Here is a 15058-nt window from a genome sequence, read left to right as displayed (position 1 = left end):
TTACAGGGCTCGGCGATCTGCACGACCTCGACAATCTTTGCGGCATGGTCGCTGCCCATTGACCGGAGGGGAGTGCCGTTCTTCATTCATCTGGAGCATCAGAGGAAGGTGACAGCAATGCAGGATCACGTCGGTCCATTCCGTCTCCATAATTCCGTAGATCGGCTTGGTCTGGACGGTATTGCGGAGTGTGATGGGCTGTCGCCATCGGGATGATCCTGAGGGAACGATCGATTTCAGGGTCGATGTCGGCCAAGGGGATGATCAGGTTCGTTTCGCTGATGGCCTGACCGTGCCGGTGCAGACCTCCCGCGATCAGATCACGTTTGAGGAGAAGGAAACCAACAGTTTCCATCTCTCCGACAACGATACTGATGATGTTGCTGTTGGAGTTCCCAGTCCAGATGCTCGGGCCCTAGGAATCCCCTTTCGGGTTGCTCCCGTGGTGATTCATCTCGACCATCGCCACGACCTGAAGCACCGCACCACGATCGCCCGCCGTACCCTCAGTTTCGAGGACCATGAGCTGGTCAAGCCAGACGTCCTGGGAGCCCGATGGATGGATGGGCGTTGTCATGAAGTCCCGCCCCGCTGATCCGCAGCCGCAGCCGCAGCAGGCATTGTTGAGCAGCGTGGCGGAACTGGAGGATGTTCCTAGGTTGAGGCGGTGACTGATCCCGCTCCCGACCCTGCGTCTCAGGCCCGGGCTCTGTCGCTGCTGGCGGAGATGAGCCTGGCCGAGAAGCTGCATCTGCTCGACGGCGACACCCCGTTCTGGGCCGGCATGGTGGACATCGCCACCCGGGATGCCTCCCATCGCCATCCCTGGCCCACCGGTTGCCTGCCGAGGCTGGGCCTGAAGGGGCTGCAGTTTGTCGATGGTCCCCGCGGTGTGGTGCTCGAAGGGGGTGCCACCACCTTTCCGGTACCGATCGCCCGCGGTGCCACCTGGGATCCCGAGCTGGAGGAGAGGATCGGCGAGGCGATCGCCCGCGAGGCCCGCAGCTTCGGGGCCGACTGGGTGGCCGCGGTGTGCGTCAACCTGCTGCGCCATCCCGGTTGGGGCCGGGCCCAGGAGACCTATGGCGAAGACCCGGTGCATCTGGGCGCCATGGGAGCAGCGATGACCCGCGGTCTGCAGCGCCACACCATCGCCTGCGTCAAGCACTTTGCGCTCAACTCGATCGACAGCTCCCGCTTCCTGGTGGACGTTCGTGCCTCGCAGCGGGTGCTGCATGAGCTCTACCTTCCCCATTTCCGCGACTGCGTCAAGGCCGGCGCCGGCTCGGTGATGAGTGCCTACAACCGGCTCAATGGCGAATGGTGCGGTCAGCATCCCCAGCTGCTGCAGGACATCCTCAAGACCCGCTGGCGGTTCCGGGGGTTTGTCGTGACCGACTTCATCTTCGGTGTGCGGGATGGGGTGCGGGCTCTGCTGGCGGGCCAGGACCTGGAGATGCCGTTCCGGATGATCTTCGAGGGCAGCCTCAGCGAGGCGGTGGCGGATGGGCGCCTGCCGATCCACCGCATTGACGAGGCAGTGCTGCGGCTCTTGCAGGCCCAGCTCACGGTTCCTCCAGGCTCCTATCCGATGTCCCTGCGCCACGGCGCCGACCATCGGCAACTGGCCCGGGAGGCGGCCACCAAGTCGATCGTGCTGCTGAAGAACGAAGGATCGGTGCTGCCCCTGCGGGGTCTGCACTCCCTGGCCGTGATCGGTCCGTATCTGGCGGTGGCGAACCTGGGCGATCGGGGTTCCTCGGACACCCGGCCCGAGCCGGGATCGGTGGTCACACCCCTGGCGGGCCTGCAGGCCGCCGCCCCGGAGCTGCGGCTGACGGTTGCCGATGGCGCCGATCCCCAGGCGGCCGCGGCCCTGGCTGCCGAGTGCGACGCGGCCCTGCTGGTGCTGGGGCTGGACTGGCGCCTGGAGGGAGAGCACATCCATCCCGGCGACATTGCCCCGATCCTGCAGCAGGTCCCCCCGCCCGATGGCCTGCTGCGCCTGGGGCGGAGCCGGGTGTTGCCGCTCTGGCGACCCGTGGCCCGCCTGATCGCCTGGATCACCAGCTACGGCTCGGCCAGGCGGGGCGGCGACTTCGCCGCGGGAGATCGCACCGGGCTGGATCTGCCGCCTGAGCAGGTGGCGCTGATCGAGGCGGTGGCCGCCGCCAATCCACGCACCGTGGTGGTGCTGATGGGTGGTGGCGCCATCCTCACCGAGGGGTGGCACGACCGGGTGCCCGGCCTGCTGCTGCTCTGGTACCCGGGGCAGCGGGGCGGCGAGGCTCTGGCCGACGTGCTGCTGGGCCGGGTCTCCCCATCCGGGCGCCTCCCCTTCACAATCCCCACCAATGCGGCGCATCTGCCGCCCTTCGAGCCCCGCGCCCAGCAGGTCACCTACGACCTGTGGCATGGCTACCGCCGCCTGCGGCGTGAGGGCCATCGCGCCGCCTATCCCTTCGGCTACGGACTCTCCTACAGCCTTTTCGAGCTGGCAGACCTCACAGCCGCGATCGAGCCGCAGGCCGGGGAGGAGGGCGAGCTGGTGGTGGAGGTCACGGTGCGCAATGGGGGCGCGATGGAGGCCGATGAGGTGGTTCAGGTCTACCTGGAGCCGCCCGGCCGGCAGGTGGAACGCCCCGCTCGGGTGCTGGTGGGCTTCCAGAGGGCCAGCCTGGCGATGGCAGAGCAGAGGCGCCTCGTGCTGCGGATCCCGCTGCGGCGGCTTGCCTACTTCGAGGAATCCAGCGATGGCTTCGTGCTCGAACCTGGCCTGCACCGGCTGGTGGTGGCGCGCCATGCCGAAGACGCTGGACTTGCCCTGGAGTTGCAGGTCGAAGGCCGCATCCTGGGCCGCTGACGCCAGCAGCCTCAGGCTGTTCTGGCTCGGTCGCGGGTGCTGAAGGTGCGGCCCTTCCAGCTGACGCGACCGCGCTCGAGGTTGAGAATCGCCAGCACGAAGACGCCGATGAAGAACAGAACGGGGATCGGGAACACGAGGTTGATCCAGCCGAAACGACCCACCCGGCGGGTGATCAGCAGCAGCTGCAGCGCGTAGGCCCCGTACACCACGGCATTGGGCAGCAGGGCCGGATCGCCCACCATCGGCCAGCCCAGCAGGGAGGCCGGCAGGCACCAGGCGGCCCAGAACAGCCCCGACAGCCACAACAGCACAGCCAGCATCCAGGGCCAGCGCACCTCGCCAGCGGCGGTGGCGAAGTTCTTGCCGAAGCCCGTCACCATGTCGCGCAGACCACCGGGATACATGCGGTAGTCGATCGCGCCGAGGCCGAGGAAGGCGCTCACCTGCAGGCCCGCCTGTTCATAGCAGTGGCCTAGAAACCAGTCTTCCACCACCTTCCCCGCCACGGCGGCATGGCCGCCGCTGCGGTCGTAGTCGATGCGGCTGGTCACCAGCGCCGGACCGAAGGCGACGCCACTGCCCTGGCCCAGGGGCACGGCCATCAGCCCCACCAGATTGAACAGCACCGAGAGCTGTTCATAGGGCTTCTCCGTGCGGTGGTAGGGCTGCACGGACACCAGTCCACCCAGGGTCTGGTGCTTCGCCAGCAGCCGTTCGAGGAAGCTCGGCAGGGGCTCGGTGTCGGCATCCAGGAACACGAGCACCTCGCCGTGGCTGGCTCGTACGCCGTTGTGCAAGGCCCAGGTCTTGCCGCACCAACCCTGCGGCAGCGGCGGCGGTTGCATGACGGTGATCGGCAGCTCCTGGGCACACTCCATGGCGATCGAGGCGGTGCGATCGGTGGAGTGGTCGTCGATCACGATCACCTCCAGCGGCCGTACGCTCTGGCGGTTCAGGGCGGCCAGCAGGTTGGGCAGGGTGGTCTCCTCATTGCGGGCCGGGATCAGCACCGAGACCCGCGGCACCTGACTGAGGGAGGCCTCCGGCAGCAGGGGCATGCGCAGGGAGAGGAACCAGCCCAGCAGCCAGCGCACCAACAACGAGATACCGAGCAAGTCGATCAAAGGCCTGCCTGCCGGATCACCCCAACGCTATGCGGCTTCCCCTGGGGGGCCAGTAGGGATCCCCGTTCAGGGCCGCAGCAGCTCCTGGGCCAGGGGCCGGATCGAGGCGGGGTCACGCAGGATCTGGGGATGGGTCCAGACCGGCAGCATGGTGCGCCCTCCCACCGGCAGCACGGCACGCCATCCCGGCAGCACGGCCAGATCGATGGCGGAGTAGAAGCTGTGGCAATCGATCCCGCGCAGGGCGTCCTGATCGCTGTTGAGCTGCTGTAACAGGGGGCTGCCCATCTTCAGATCGGCGATGCCGGCCACCAGCTGGCGGGGCCACAGCTCGGCCGTGAGCGTGCCCTGCTGCGGGCTGCCGACGCTGATGAACCGCCGGGTGCGCCGATAGCCCCCCAGCAGCTGGATCCAGGTGCGGGCGATCACACCACCGATCGAGAACCCCAGCAGATCGATGGGCTGATCCAGCCCGAAGGCCGCCTCGATGTGGCTGCCGAGCAGAACGGCTGCCTCTTCGATCGGTGTGCGGCCCAAGCGCAACGGCAGATCGGGGATCAGCAGCGGATGGCGGCGGTCCCCCAGCTCCCGTTTCAACCGATCAAAGACCTGCGGGCTGTCCAGCAGCCCATGCACCAGCACCAGGGGAGGGGCCGACGGCGCCGGAGCATCGGACGCGGGCGGTGTGGCGGCGACGGCGGGTGCAGGAGAGGGAGGAGAAATCGTGGGTGCCCCGCAAGCGTCTGGAAAAAATTCAACGGCATTCCTCCGATTTGCAGAAGAGCCGACCGGGAGTGGAAACCGGCACGGCGTCGCGTGATCCCCGCTCGATCCAGGGCCTTGAGCAAGGACTGCTCCTGCAGAGGCAGCTAGAGCAGTGCCCGTCCCAGCCGCCATGCTTGTGGTACCCGGGTCTGGCTTGTGATGCCAGCGTTTGCCAGTGAAGGACTGGCGGGTGCAGGTTGCGTGCGAAAAACTGGGGAGAATCCGGTCGTCTGCCCCATGGCGCCACTGCGTTGCCACCTGCTGATCGGTCCACCCGCCAGTGGCAAGACCACCCTGGCGCGAGCCCTGGCTCCCCTGCTCAGCGGCCCCGGACAGCCGCCCGCGGTGGTGCTCTCCACGGATGCGATCCGCGCCGAGGTGTTCGGCGATGCGGCCGTTCAGGGGCCCTGGGGCGACATCCAGCAACGCCTGCACCAGCGCCTGCAGGAGGCGGTGGCCAACGGCAGCCCGGTGATCGTGGATGCCACCCATGCCAGGCGGGCCTGGCGGCTGGCAATCACCCAGGCCCTGTCGCTGCCGGTGGCCGTGGAGTGGATCGGCTGGTGGCTCCATACGCCCCTGCCCACCTGCCTGGAGTGGAACCAGCGACGCGAGCGCCCCGTGCCGGTGCCGGTGATTCAGGAGATGGCCGCCGCCCTGGCCGATTCCCATGCCGGCCCGCAGCGCAGCGAGGGCTTTGCGGCGATCTGCGCCCTGGTGCCCAGCCACCATGACGATCTGGTGCCGGTGCTGCAGAGCGAACTGGCCGGTCTCGACAAGCGGATTCGATCGTCCCGCAATCGCGAGAATCGGCTGCAGCGACACGGGTACTCGCGCCTGCTCGATCTGGAGCGGCTGCTTCACCTGATTCGCCTGCTGGTCTCCTTCCCCGATCTCGAGGCCTCCGATCCGGGGACGCGGGAGGAACTGGAAGCCTGGGTGTCACCACCGCCGCAAGGGGACCTGGCCGAACGGGCCGCAGCCTATCTGCGCCGTCTGCATGGCGACTGCTACGCCGATGCCGCAGCCCTCCGCCGTGACCTGCTCTGGCTCGAGCAGAACGGCTTCACCAGTGCTGTGGCGGTCGATGCACCGATCCAGCTGCTGGAGCCGGGACCGGCGGATCAGCCGCTGCGGCGCCCGGCTGTGCCGGCCAGTGGGGGTGTGCACGGTGGCTCGCCGCCCATGGCCGATGGCCCGGTGTTCCTGCGGGTGATGACCCTGCTGCGCCACATGTTGCAAGCCCCCTTCGATCGGGCGGGGGAAAAGGGGAGCAATCTGCACCAGCACCTGATCGCCCAGATCGAAGCGATTCCCGGCGCCTATCTCCGCGGCGAAAGCGCCACCCTGCGCAAGGACATCGAAAAGATCCTCACCCCCTACGGCTTCCGCTCCCGCAACGACAACGTCCGCCATGGCTACTGCCTCGGCACCGCCATCCTCTCGGCGGCGCGGCTGCGGGAGGTGCACGACGTGGTGCGCCAGGCCGCCGGGCGACTCGCTGATCCCTCGGCCCAGGAGCTGCTGACCGAACTGGATGAACGGCTGGGCTGGGCGGGACTCGACATCAGCGAAGCCCTGCCGGTGCGCAGCTATGCCCGCCACTCCATCCTCGAAGCCGCCCTTGTTCGCAGGGAGTCGCTCGCTGCACCCCGGCAGGCCGAGCGGATCGAGACGGCGATCCTGGAACACCGGCGGGTGTGCCTGGAGCGGTTCGCCTCCGCCGGCAGTTTTCCAGAAAGCCCTCAAGGGATTCTGAGGGTGTGGCCGCTCCAGTTGATCTTCCACAACATCGGTTGGTATCTCCTCTACGAGGACGACCAGGTGGGGCAGGCGGAGGGATTGATCCGCAGCGAGCGGCTCGATCGACTGGCTCTGACCCGCAGCGAGGGGCGGTTGCGCCGCAGTCCTGAGGAGCATCGCCGCTCCCTGCAACGGGTCGAGCGCCTGCTGCACCATTGCGGCGGCATCTACTTCGGCGAGGAGCTGGCGCCGCAGCTCGCCATCGCCAGCAGCTCAGCGCGGCTGCGCGACACGGCCCTGGAGACCCTGCGCTTCTCCTGTACCGCTTCGGCTTTCGCCTTCATTCGCGAGGGGGTGGCGCGCTACCCGATCGAGCACACCCGCTTCTCCCTTCCCCTGGCGGGTGATCGCTGGTGGCGCCACCCCAAGGCGCCCCATGTGCTGAGGCCGAATGCAAAAGACGACAGCCATCCCTATCCGGTGGAGCTGGACCTGCCCAGCTGGACGGTGGCCCGTGATGTGGACCTGCGCAACTGGCTGTTCGGCTTCGGAGGCGAGCTTCGCATCGAGGCACCCGATGGGATGCGTCAGGAGTTGCTGCGGCATGTTCGAGCTGCCCTTGCGGTCTATGGGGAGACGGACGCCGCGCCGCCGCGCAAGGCCGCTGGGGCCGCCGAGCCCAGCAGGCGGCAACCGGAAGCACCGCAGTTTTTCTTCTCCAATCGATGCCTCAGGGACTGAAGCCAGGTGCGGATCGTGAGTCTCTGCCCTGGCCCCACGACAGACCGATCGTCGCGCGCCACGTCAGCGTTGCGTCGATCGCGTGGTTCTGCATGGCGCGTGGTTCAGGCCTGCTGCGCTGCAGTCGGTGCCATCAGCTGTCGCCTCCGTCCAGGCGATCAACATGAACGCTCTGCGTTTCTGGGTGTACAGCAGGCCCAAACTGATTGTAAATCGCCACATCGGCGGCATCGCGGCCATAGCCGATCACCACATAGCCACCACGAAGCTCGGTCTGCGTGGCATCAAAGGTATACCAACGCCCTGCAACGTAGGCTTCAAACCAGGCGTGCAGGTCCATGGGCCTGAGCCCATAAAGATATCCAGCCACCAATCGTGCTGGGATGCTCAGGCTGCGGCAAAGAGCAATGCCAAGGTGAGCTAGATCGCGACAGACTCCCGATCCTTTTGCATGGACTTCCGTGGCCGATAGGGGAATGTAATTGATGCCTGGTTCATAACGAATTGTGCTGCGCAACCAGCTTTCAATTGCCTTGACCTGGTCGTAGCCGAGTCGTTGTCCGGCTACAATGTCTGCGGCCATGAGGCCGAATCGGTCGGATTCGCAATAGCGACTTGGCAACAGGTAGCTGAGCACGTTTTCGGGAAGATTCTCGATGGTGACAATGGGCGCTCCCGGCGCCTGGTCAACGTGGTCAGCGGTCAGCACTTCGGATGTGGTGTGAATGGCAAGCGGGCCCGGGAGGGCAACCAGTCGCTGGCAGAGATTGCCGTAACCATCCGTGTACTCGAATACGGGGATGTAGGGATTTAATCTGTATTCTTCCCGAGCGATCCATTGCTGAGCGCCACTGCGCAATCGCAGCATCAGAATGAAGGGGGTTGGCGCTGTGATAGTGAAGGTTAAACTACAGCCTGTGCGCAGCCACATGTGGCAGGCTCACCAGCGAAATCCTCTCTCAATCTAGCGGCTCAGATCCTGCTGCAAAGCCGTGCAGCTCTGTCTGCAGGCCTGTGTGCGCGTCTGCTGTCGATGCGGTACGGCATTTGATTCAGATCGGCAGCCTGTGTCAGAGATGTGCCGGCAGCGTCAGTGTCCCCAGCGCGGCGGAACCTGAAATCCGCCATCAGTCTTGCAATCATCAGCCCTTCAGCCGCAATCCCTTCACCAGGGGTGCCGCCAGCATCAGCATCAGGCTGCGGCTCTCCAGCGGAGCCCCGGACGGGCTCCACCGCTCCGGACGGGCAGGCAGATCCAGACCCGCGGGCAGGGCCGTATCGATGATCCGCATCCAGCCGGCGGGGCAGGGCGGCAGGTCGAAATGCATGGCCTTGCCATAGGCATTCATGCCGCACCACAGCAGGGCGCCATGGTGGGGATCGTGCAGGCTCCAGGCCAGGGTGTGGGACCAGCTGGCCCAGTCGGGCTTGCGCAGCTCAACCCCGTGCCACTCCCGCCACAGATGGGAAGGTTCCGAACCGGGCGCTTCTTCCACCAGGCCATCGAGAAAGGGCGCTTCCGGGTTGAGCAGGGCCGCCAGATGGCGACGCAGGGTGAGCAGTCGAATCACATAGGTGCGCAGGGCCAGGTCTTCGGCATCGGGCTGCCAGTGCATCCATCCGAGCGGATTGTCCTGGCACCAGGTGTTGTTATTGCCCCCCTGGCTGCGGCGCACCTCGTCGCCCATCAGCAGCATCGGCACCCCTGGCGCCAATAACAGCGAGGCCAGCAGATTCCTGATCTGGCGATCCCGCAGGACGCTGATGGCGTTGTCGGTGCTGGGCCCCTCCACCCCGTGATTCCAGCTGTTGTTGTGGTTATCGCCGTCGCGGTTGTCCTCGCCGTTGGCGAGGTTGTGCTTGCCGTTGAAACTGACCAGATCAGCCAGGGTGAAGCCGTCGTGGGCGGTGAGGAAGGTGATGCACTGGCCCGGATGCACCGGCACAGCGGTGAACAGATCGGGGCTGCCGCTGAGCCGCTGCCCCACCGGCCAGCAGGTGCGATCGTCTCCCTTCCAGAAGCGGCGCAGGTCATCGCGAAAGCGGCCGTTCCAGGTGGCCACTCGCCGGGCGGGGAAGTCGGCCAGGCGATAGAGGCCGCCACAATCCCAGGGTTCGCTGATCATCTTCAGATCACTCAGCTCCGGATCGGCCTCCATGGCCTCGAACAGGGGAGGATCATTGAGGGGGGCCAGCTGCTCGCCGCGGCTCAGGGCGATGCCCAGATCGAAGCGGAAGCCGTCGATGCCCAGCTCCACCGCCCAGCAACGCAGGGATTCCAGGATCAGGCGCCGAACCAGGGGCCGGTTGGCAGCGATCGTGTTGCCGCAGCCACTGACGTCGAGATAGTCGCCGCGCTCGTTCTGCTGGTAATACAGGCGATCGCCAAAGCCCCGCCAGCTGAGGGTGGGGCCGGCCTGGTTCCCCTCGGTGGTGTGGTTGTACACCACATCCAGGAGCACCTCCAGACCCGCCTGATGACAGGCCATCACCAGCTGCCGCATCTGCTCACGGGCCTGCAGCGGGTCGTCCCCCTGCAGGTAGGCGGGATGGGGCGCCATCCAGCTCAGGGGGCTGTAGCCCCAGTGGTTCAGGCGACCGGGTGGCGCATCCTGGGGATCGAAGGCCATCACGGGCAGCAGTTCGATCGTGGTCACCCCCAGCTCCCGCAGATAGGGGATGGTGTCGATCAGCCCCAGCAGGGTGCCCTGGCGTTCGGCCGCCACCGGAACGCCGCCCCCCTGGGTGAAGCCGCCCACATGCAGCTCGTAGATCACCGTGGACTGCCAGCTGTGGCGAGGACGCGGAGCGACGACGAAATCGAAGCGATCCCGCTCCGTCACCACGCCCTTGAGACAGCAGGCGGTGTTGGGCACGCTGCCCACGGCCGTACCGCGCCGATAGCTCTGCCAGCCGGCGATCGCCCGCGCGCAGGGATCGAGCAGCACCTTGGAGGGGTTGAAGCCGTGGCCGCCCGGCTGGATCGGTCCGAAGACCCGGTAGGCGTAACAGCAGCCGATCCCGACACCCTCCACCTCCACATGCCAGTGGTCGCCGGAGCGATGGCGGTGGTCGAGCTCAATCACCCGATCCGGCTCGCTGGCCTCTCCATGGGGGAACAGGAGCAGCTCAAGCCGCGTGGCCGCGGGGGCGGCCACAGAAAAATTCACGCCATGGCTGGTGGTCGCGGCTCCCAGGGGCCAGGGATGACCGATCCGGATTGAAGACAACGACCCGGCCTTGGGCGTGATCAGGCTAAGGCAGACCCTGCCACACGCCACGGGCACCGCCACTGCAGCACCGGCGGCAGGACCGGATTCAATGGAGAGCCCATTGCCATGGCCATCCTGTCCGCACCTCCGATCGATCCGGGCCGTCCTCCCCTGGCTGTGCTTCCCGGACTCTGGTGCTTTGCGCCCAATCGCGACTGCCAGGGAGGCACCGCCTGGCTGCTCGCCCTGGCGGATGGCGATCTGCTGGTGGACTGCCCCGCCCTCAGCGAGGCCAATCTCACCTTTCTGGAGGCACGGCCGGCCCTGGGCCGGATCGTGCTCACCAGCCGCGAGGGCCATGGCCGGGTGCGGCGGCTGCAGGAACGGCTGGGCTGGCCCGTGCTGGTGCAGGAACAGGAGTCTTACCTCCTGCCCAACCTGCAGGACCGGGTCGACTGGGGGGAGGAGGCCGAGCCGGCCCCGGGGCTGCGGCTGCTCTGGACCCCCGGCCCTACCCCAGGCTCCTGCGTGATTCACGTCCAGGCGCCAGCAGCGGCGGGGCTCGACATCCTGTTCTGCGGCAGGCTGCTGGGGCCCACGGCACCGGGGCGGCTGGTACCGCTGCGCACTCCCCGCACCTTCCACTGGCCGCGGCAGCAGCGCAGTCTGGTGCGGCTTCGCCAGTGGCTACCGCCGGCCTCACCCCAGTGGATCGCCTGCGGCGGCGGGCTTGGTGCCCTGCGGGGCGACAAACTGTTGGCCGGCGGCAGTTCCCTGATCAGCGAACTTGCCGAACAGGTCGCTACAGCGGCTTGACGGGGGTATCCCCACTCTCCAGACTGGCCGAGATCCCTTGCGGCAAGCCGTCTGTCGAGTTGCCGACCGGGATCAGTGCCCATACCATTGGCGCGCCCCACCCAAAAACGGCGGTCGGAACCCGCGCCGATCAGCCAGCCCTCCACCGCCGACCTGAGATTTTTCACCGTCCGATGAACAAAGCAGACCTCGTCAACCTCGTGGCAGCCCGCACGGAGCAGACCAAGACCGATGTGGCCCAGGTGGTCGACGCCCTGATCGACACCATCATCGATTCGGTGGTGGAAGACAAGAAGGTGTCGATCCTTGGATTCGGCTCCTTCGAAGCCCGCAAGCGCTCGGAACGGCAGGGACTCAACCCCAAGACCGGCGAGAAGATCAAGATCCCGGCCAAGAAGGTTCCTGCCTTCACGGCCGGCAAGATGTTCAAGGACCGCGTTCAGGGCTGAGTCCCCGATTCATCCCCCTGGATCAGGTGCGGTCCTGCAGGGCCGCTTTTTTTCTCGCTGAAGCCCACGTTTCTCCGTGCCCTCCCTTGCGTTGCCCCGCCATCTGCAGGCGCAGCTCGAGCAGGGGATGGAGCTGCGTTCGCGCAGCCGCTACCGCGGTCGTTACGCCCCCTCGCCCACCGGCCCACTGCACCGGGGCAATCTGCGCACGGCTCTGCTGAGCTGGCTCGATGCCCGCCTGGCCGGCGGGGAATGGTTGCTGCGACTCGACGATCTCGACACGCCGCGCAACCGAGCCGGAGCTGAAGACGGGATCCTGGCTGATCTTCGCTGGCTGGAGCTGGACTGGGACGGGCCGGTGATTCGCCAGAGCGAACGCCGCGGCCTCTACGCCAGCGTGCTCTCAGCCCTGCGCCGGGCCGGGCGTCTCTACCCCTGCCGCTGCAGCCGCCGTCTGCTGGCGGACATCTCCGCGCCCCATGGCCAGCCGGCGGTGTATCCGGGGTACTGCAGGGAGCGGCTGCCCCAATGGGGCTTCCTCCAGGAGCGGCTGCCCAGCTGGCGGTTGCGGCTGGCGGAGGGGGCGCTGCTGTGGCCGGAGCGCCGTGGGGCTCCCGGCCGGCTGGATGGTGCCACCGAGGTGGGGGATGTGGTGCTGCGGCGCTCCGATGGATTCGTGGCCTATCACCTCGCCACGGCCGTGGATGAGCTGCTGTTCGGCGTCACCGATGTGGTGCGGGGCGAGGACCTTCGCTGGGCCAGTGGTGCCCAGGTGGCGGTGATGGCTGAACTGGGGGCCACGCCACCCCGCTACTGCCATCTGCCGCTCTGGCGCGACGGGCAGGGCCGGCGGCTGAGCAAACGGGAGGGAGCCGAGGGAGCGGCGGGCCTGCGTCAGCAGGGTCTGGATGGGCCGGCGGCGATCGGGCTCCTGGCCGCGAGCCTGGGGCTGGTACCGGATGGCAGCCGGATCAGCAGCGCCGAGTTGCTCAGTGAGCTGTTGCGTCAGCTGAGCAGGCAGGAGCCGCGTGCCGATGACCTGGCCTCAGACCTTAAGGAAGGTTTCGGGATCAGAACAACCAAAATCGCCCACAGTTGAAGCATCTCGGCGGCTGGCTCTGCAGCTCTGCTCCGCCGCCACCGAATCGACGAGGACCGGAGATGCAAAGCCCAAGACCCCATGCAGCCATCGGAGCCGATGCCGAAGCCAGCACGGCTGTGATGGCCAGTGGCAAGGGCTACAGCAGCGTGTCAACCCAATGCCGCCAATGCGGCGGCAGCGGCATCCTGCGCCACGGCGATCAACAGTTCCGCACCTGTCTCGACTGCCTCGGGCAGGGCCAGCTCAGGACCACAGAACAGGGCAACACGCTGCGGAGGCTGATCGAAGGGTCCTGGAGCGGCCCGCTGTCACGGGGGCTTTCGGACCACATCACCGTTGTGACGAACGCTTCTGCTTCCAGATGAAGAAGCCGGCCGTGCCCACCACGATCGCCAGAGGAGCTGCGGTGAGCAGCAGCAGGGCCACGGCTGTCCAGTCGGTGTACATGTCCGGTGGGATCAACGCCTGGCCATCATCCCAGCCGGTCTGCGCCATTCCACACTGATGACATCCGTCCCGTTCGAGCTTCCGATGGACAGGCTGTCCCTGCGCGTTCTCTCTTTGGGTGAACAGCCTCTGCGAGCTCTGTCTCTGCGGGTACTGATCCGGGGGCTTGCCCCTGCCGCCGCCCTCGCCCTGATCGGCGCGGGTGCGGGCCAGGCCGGCGTGGTGTTCCAGAACTGTGTGCAGGATGCCGATGGCGGCATCACCTGCGACACCCGGCCCACCGGCAACACCCTGATGGACGACGAAGCCGCTCGCTTCGGCCTGTTCGACGAAGCCAGCCCGGGATGGAACGAGTTCGATCCCTACCAGGGGTACGACGACATGTTCGGCGGCAACGAAACCTGAGAGCGGCTCGCTGACAGCGGCGGCTGACCTGGCTAAAGCAGACGCAGGGATCAGCCGCCTGCCCGTCGTGCCTGAACGTTCCAGCGGCGATACCCAGCGGGGGGAACGCCATGAGCCGTGAGCCCGTCGTGCTGCGCTGCTGCAGTGCCAGCAGCTGCCGCAGCGCCGGCAGTGAACGGCTGCGCAGGGCCTTGCTTGCGGCCCGCGCCAACGGCGAAGCCGGTGAGGCCGCCGTGCTGATCCGAGCGGTGGGCTGCCTGAGACTCTGCGGCCGCGGGCCGCTGGTGGCCCGCGACGGGCCTCGCGGAACGGAGCTCTTCGGCGGCCTCGGCACCGAGCAGGCCGCCGATCTGCTCGCGGGTTGTCAGGCCCGCCTGGAGCCCCATCGCATCGATCTGGATCAACTCACTTTCCAGCTGCAGGAGCCCGATGTTGACGGGCAGAATTCGGCTGTGATGGACGGCGGGGAACCTGCTGTCGGCTGGATGACAGAGCCGCACCATCGCGAGCGCCTGCCATGACCGACCCAGTGGGCCGCACCCCCGGCCATGGCCAGGGCAGAAGCACCGACCCCACCTACGACATCCTGCGCAGCGAGAGGCAGCCGCTCGGGGCCCTGTTCAGGCCAGGCTGCGTGGCTGTGATCGGTGCCAGCGAGCGGCCCGGCAGCGTGGGCCGCACCCTGCTCTGGAACCTGATCCGCTCGCCCTTCGGCGGCACGGTCTATCCGGTCAATCCGCGGCGCCACAGCGTGCTGGGAGTGCGCTGCAGCGCCAGCGTGGCGGAGATTCCCGAGCCGGTGGATCTGGCCCTGATCGCCACGCCGGCCGCCACCGTGCCCCAGCGGCTGGCGGAGTGCGCCGCCGCCGGGGTGAAGGCGGTGATTGTGATCTCCGCGGGCTTCCGGGAGGTGGGGCCCGCAGGGCTTGCGCTGGAGAACCAGCTGCGCGAGACGCTGCGCGGCTCCGGGTTGCGGCTGCTCGGCCCCAACTGCCTGGGGCTGATGAACCCCCGCCTGGGGCTCAATGCCACCTTCGCCTCCGGCATGGCGGCGCCAGGCCATGTGGGCTTCCTGAGCCAGTCCGGGGCGATCTGCACCGCGGTGCTCGACTGGAGCCATCAGCAGGGGGTGGGCTTCAGCGCCTTCGTGTCGATGGGCTCGATGCTGGATGTGGGCTGGGGCGATCTGATCACCTATCTGGGTGACGATCCCGCCACGCGCAGCATCGTGATCTACATGGAGGCGATCGGCGATGCCCGCGCCTTCCTCTCGGCTGCGCGCGAGGTGGCGCTGACCAAACCGATCGTGCTGATCAAGGGCGGGCGCAGTGCCGAGGCGGCGCGGGCGGCGGCCTCCCACACCGGGGCCCTGGCGGGCAGCGACGTGG

15 protein-coding genes are annotated in these 15058 nt (G+C 67.4%); 9 read left to right on the top strand and 6 right to left on the bottom strand.

All coding sequences use genetic code 11. From position 1 onward, the window contains the following. Positions 1-82 precede the first annotated feature (82 nt). Positions 83-355 (bottom strand): hypothetical protein, encoded by a 273-nt coding sequence (locus VB716_RS11495; protein ID WP_323270546.1) that lies wholly within the window; start codon positions 353-355, stop codon positions 83-85. 87 nt (positions 356-442) lie between these two features. Between VB716_RS11495 and VB716_RS11490 the strand changes: the two genes are divergently transcribed. Next, positions 443-595, top strand: a complete 153-nt coding sequence (locus tag VB716_RS11490) for a hypothetical protein (RefSeq protein WP_231597774.1) — start codon at positions 443-445, stop codon at positions 593-595. A 72-nt stretch (positions 596-667) separates the two neighbouring features. Continuing rightward, entirely contained in the window at positions 668-2863 is a 2196-nt protein-coding gene (locus tag VB716_RS11485) for a beta-glucosidase family protein (protein ID WP_323270545.1), read from the top strand. 11 nt (positions 2864-2874) lie between these two features. Here the strand turns inward: VB716_RS11485 and VB716_RS11480 are convergent, their stop codons facing one another. Further along, a complete protein-coding gene (locus VB716_RS11480; protein ID WP_323270544.1) occupies positions 2875-3990 on the bottom strand; it encodes a glycosyltransferase family 2 protein in 1116 nt (371 codons plus the stop codon). Between the two features lie 66 nt (positions 3991-4056). Then, positions 4057-4626: an alpha/beta hydrolase gene (locus tag VB716_RS11475; protein ID WP_322757420.1), complete on the bottom strand. Its 570-nt coding sequence runs from the start codon at positions 4624-4626 to the stop codon at positions 4057-4059. Positions 4627-4992: 366 nt separating this feature from the next. Here VB716_RS11475 and VB716_RS11470 point away from each other — a divergent pair, with 366 nt between their 5' ends. Then, positions 4993-7239 carry an AAA family ATPase gene (locus VB716_RS11470; protein ID WP_323270543.1) on the top strand — a complete coding sequence of 749 codons (2247 nt, stop codon included), beginning with the start codon at positions 4993-4995 and terminating at the stop codon, positions 7237-7239. A gap of 133 nt (positions 7240-7372) precedes the next feature. On the opposite strand, the gene VB716_RS11465 is transcribed toward VB716_RS11470, so the two are convergent. Together VB716_RS11465 and VB716_RS11460 are read right to left on the bottom strand one after the other, a co-directional pair. Continuing rightward, positions 7373-8107, bottom strand: coding sequence for a transglutaminase family protein (locus VB716_RS11465; RefSeq protein WP_322757422.1), 735 nt, complete (start codon positions 8105-8107; stop codon positions 7373-7375). Positions 8108-8381: 274 nt separating this feature from the next. After that, the gene (locus VB716_RS11460; RefSeq protein ID WP_322757423.1) at positions 8382-10469 is read right to left on the bottom strand and encodes an isoamylase; all 2088 of its coding nucleotides are present in this window, start codon (positions 10467-10469) and stop codon (positions 8382-8384) included. A gap of 108 nt (positions 10470-10577) precedes the next feature. On the opposite strand from VB716_RS11460, the gene VB716_RS11455 reads away from it, so the two are divergent. The 3 genes from VB716_RS11455 (at position 10578) to gluQRS (ending at position 12815) form a co-directional block, all read left to right on the top strand. Next, positions 10578-11267 (top strand): MBL fold metallo-hydrolase, encoded by a 690-nt coding sequence (locus tag VB716_RS11455; RefSeq protein ID WP_197169729.1) that lies wholly within the window; start codon positions 10578-10580, stop codon positions 11265-11267. A gap of 173 nt (positions 11268-11440) precedes the next feature. Continuing rightward, positions 11441-11716: an HU family DNA-binding protein gene (locus VB716_RS11450; protein ID WP_197153997.1), complete on the top strand. Its 276-nt coding sequence runs from the start codon at positions 11441-11443 to the stop codon at positions 11714-11716. 127 nt (positions 11717-11843) lie between these two features. Beyond that, the gene (gene gluQRS, locus VB716_RS11445) at positions 11844-12815 is read left to right on the top strand and encodes a tRNA glutamyl-Q(34) synthetase GluQRS (protein WP_323270552.1); all 972 of its coding nucleotides are present in this window, start codon (positions 11844-11846) and stop codon (positions 12813-12815) included. 333 nt (positions 12816-13148) lie between these two features. Here gluQRS and VB716_RS11440 read toward each other — a convergent pair whose 3' ends face one another. Continuing rightward, positions 13149-13313, bottom strand: a complete 165-nt coding sequence (locus VB716_RS11440) for a hypothetical protein (protein ID WP_197159363.1) — start codon at positions 13311-13313, stop codon at positions 13149-13151. A 36-nt stretch (positions 13314-13349) separates the two neighbouring features. Here VB716_RS11440 and VB716_RS11435 point away from each other — a divergent pair, with 36 nt between their 5' ends. The 3 genes from VB716_RS11435 to VB716_RS11425 all read left to right on the top strand — a co-directional run. Further along, on the top strand, positions 13350-13670 hold the full coding sequence (locus VB716_RS11435; RefSeq protein ID WP_231597771.1) for a lactate dehydrogenase: 321 nt from the start codon (positions 13350-13352) through the stop codon (positions 13668-13670). 110 nt (positions 13671-13780) lie between these two features. Further along, complete coding sequence (locus tag VB716_RS11430) at positions 13781-14191, top strand: hypothetical protein (protein ID WP_197153996.1); 411 nt, start codon at positions 13781-13783, stop codon at positions 14189-14191. Further along, a partial coding sequence (locus tag VB716_RS11425) for a CoA-binding protein (protein ID WP_323270542.1) occupies positions 14188-15058 on the top strand: 871 nt, incomplete at its 3' end. The genes VB716_RS11430 and VB716_RS11425, both read left to right, overlap by 4 nt.

This window comes from Synechococcus sp. CCY9201, from assembly GCF_034931105.1.
In the GTDB taxonomy this organism is placed as follows: Bacteria; Cyanobacteriota; Cyanobacteriia; order PCC-6307; family Cyanobiaceae; genus CBW1002.
This window is presented reverse-complemented; position numbering and strand designations above follow the sequence as displayed.

Bases quoted from the DNA above. Each gene is read 5' to 3' on its own strand.
- VB716_RS11495 (WP_323270546.1), bottom strand. From the start codon at position 355: ATGGAAACTGTTGGTTTCCTTCTCCTCAAACGTGATCTGATCGCGGGA.
- VB716_RS11470 (WP_323270543.1), top strand. From the start codon at position 4,993: ATGGCGCCACTGCGTTGCCACCTGCTGATCGGTCCACCCGCCAGTGGC.
- VB716_RS11465 (WP_322757422.1), bottom strand. From the start codon at position 8,107: ATGCTGCGATTGCGCAGTGGCGCTCAGCAATGGATCGCTCGGGAAGAA.
- VB716_RS11455 (WP_197169729.1), top strand. From the start codon at position 10,578: ATGGCCATCCTGTCCGCACCTCCGATCGATCCGGGCCGTCCTCCCCTG.
- VB716_RS11450 (WP_197153997.1), top strand. From the start codon at position 11,441: ATGAACAAAGCAGACCTCGTCAACCTCGTGGCAGCCCGCACGGAGCAG.
- gluQRS (WP_323270552.1), top strand. From the start codon at position 11,844: ATGGAGCTGCGTTCGCGCAGCCGCTACCGCGGTCGTTACGCCCCCTCG.
- VB716_RS11440 (WP_197159363.1), bottom strand. From the start codon at position 13,313: ATGGCGCAGACCGGCTGGGATGATGGCCAGGCGTTGATCCCACCGGAC.
- VB716_RS11435 (WP_231597771.1), top strand. From the start codon at position 13,350: ATGGACAGGCTGTCCCTGCGCGTTCTCTCTTTGGGTGAACAGCCTCTG.
- VB716_RS11430 (WP_197153996.1), top strand. From the start codon at position 13,781: ATGAGCCGTGAGCCCGTCGTGCTGCGCTGCTGCAGTGCCAGCAGCTGC.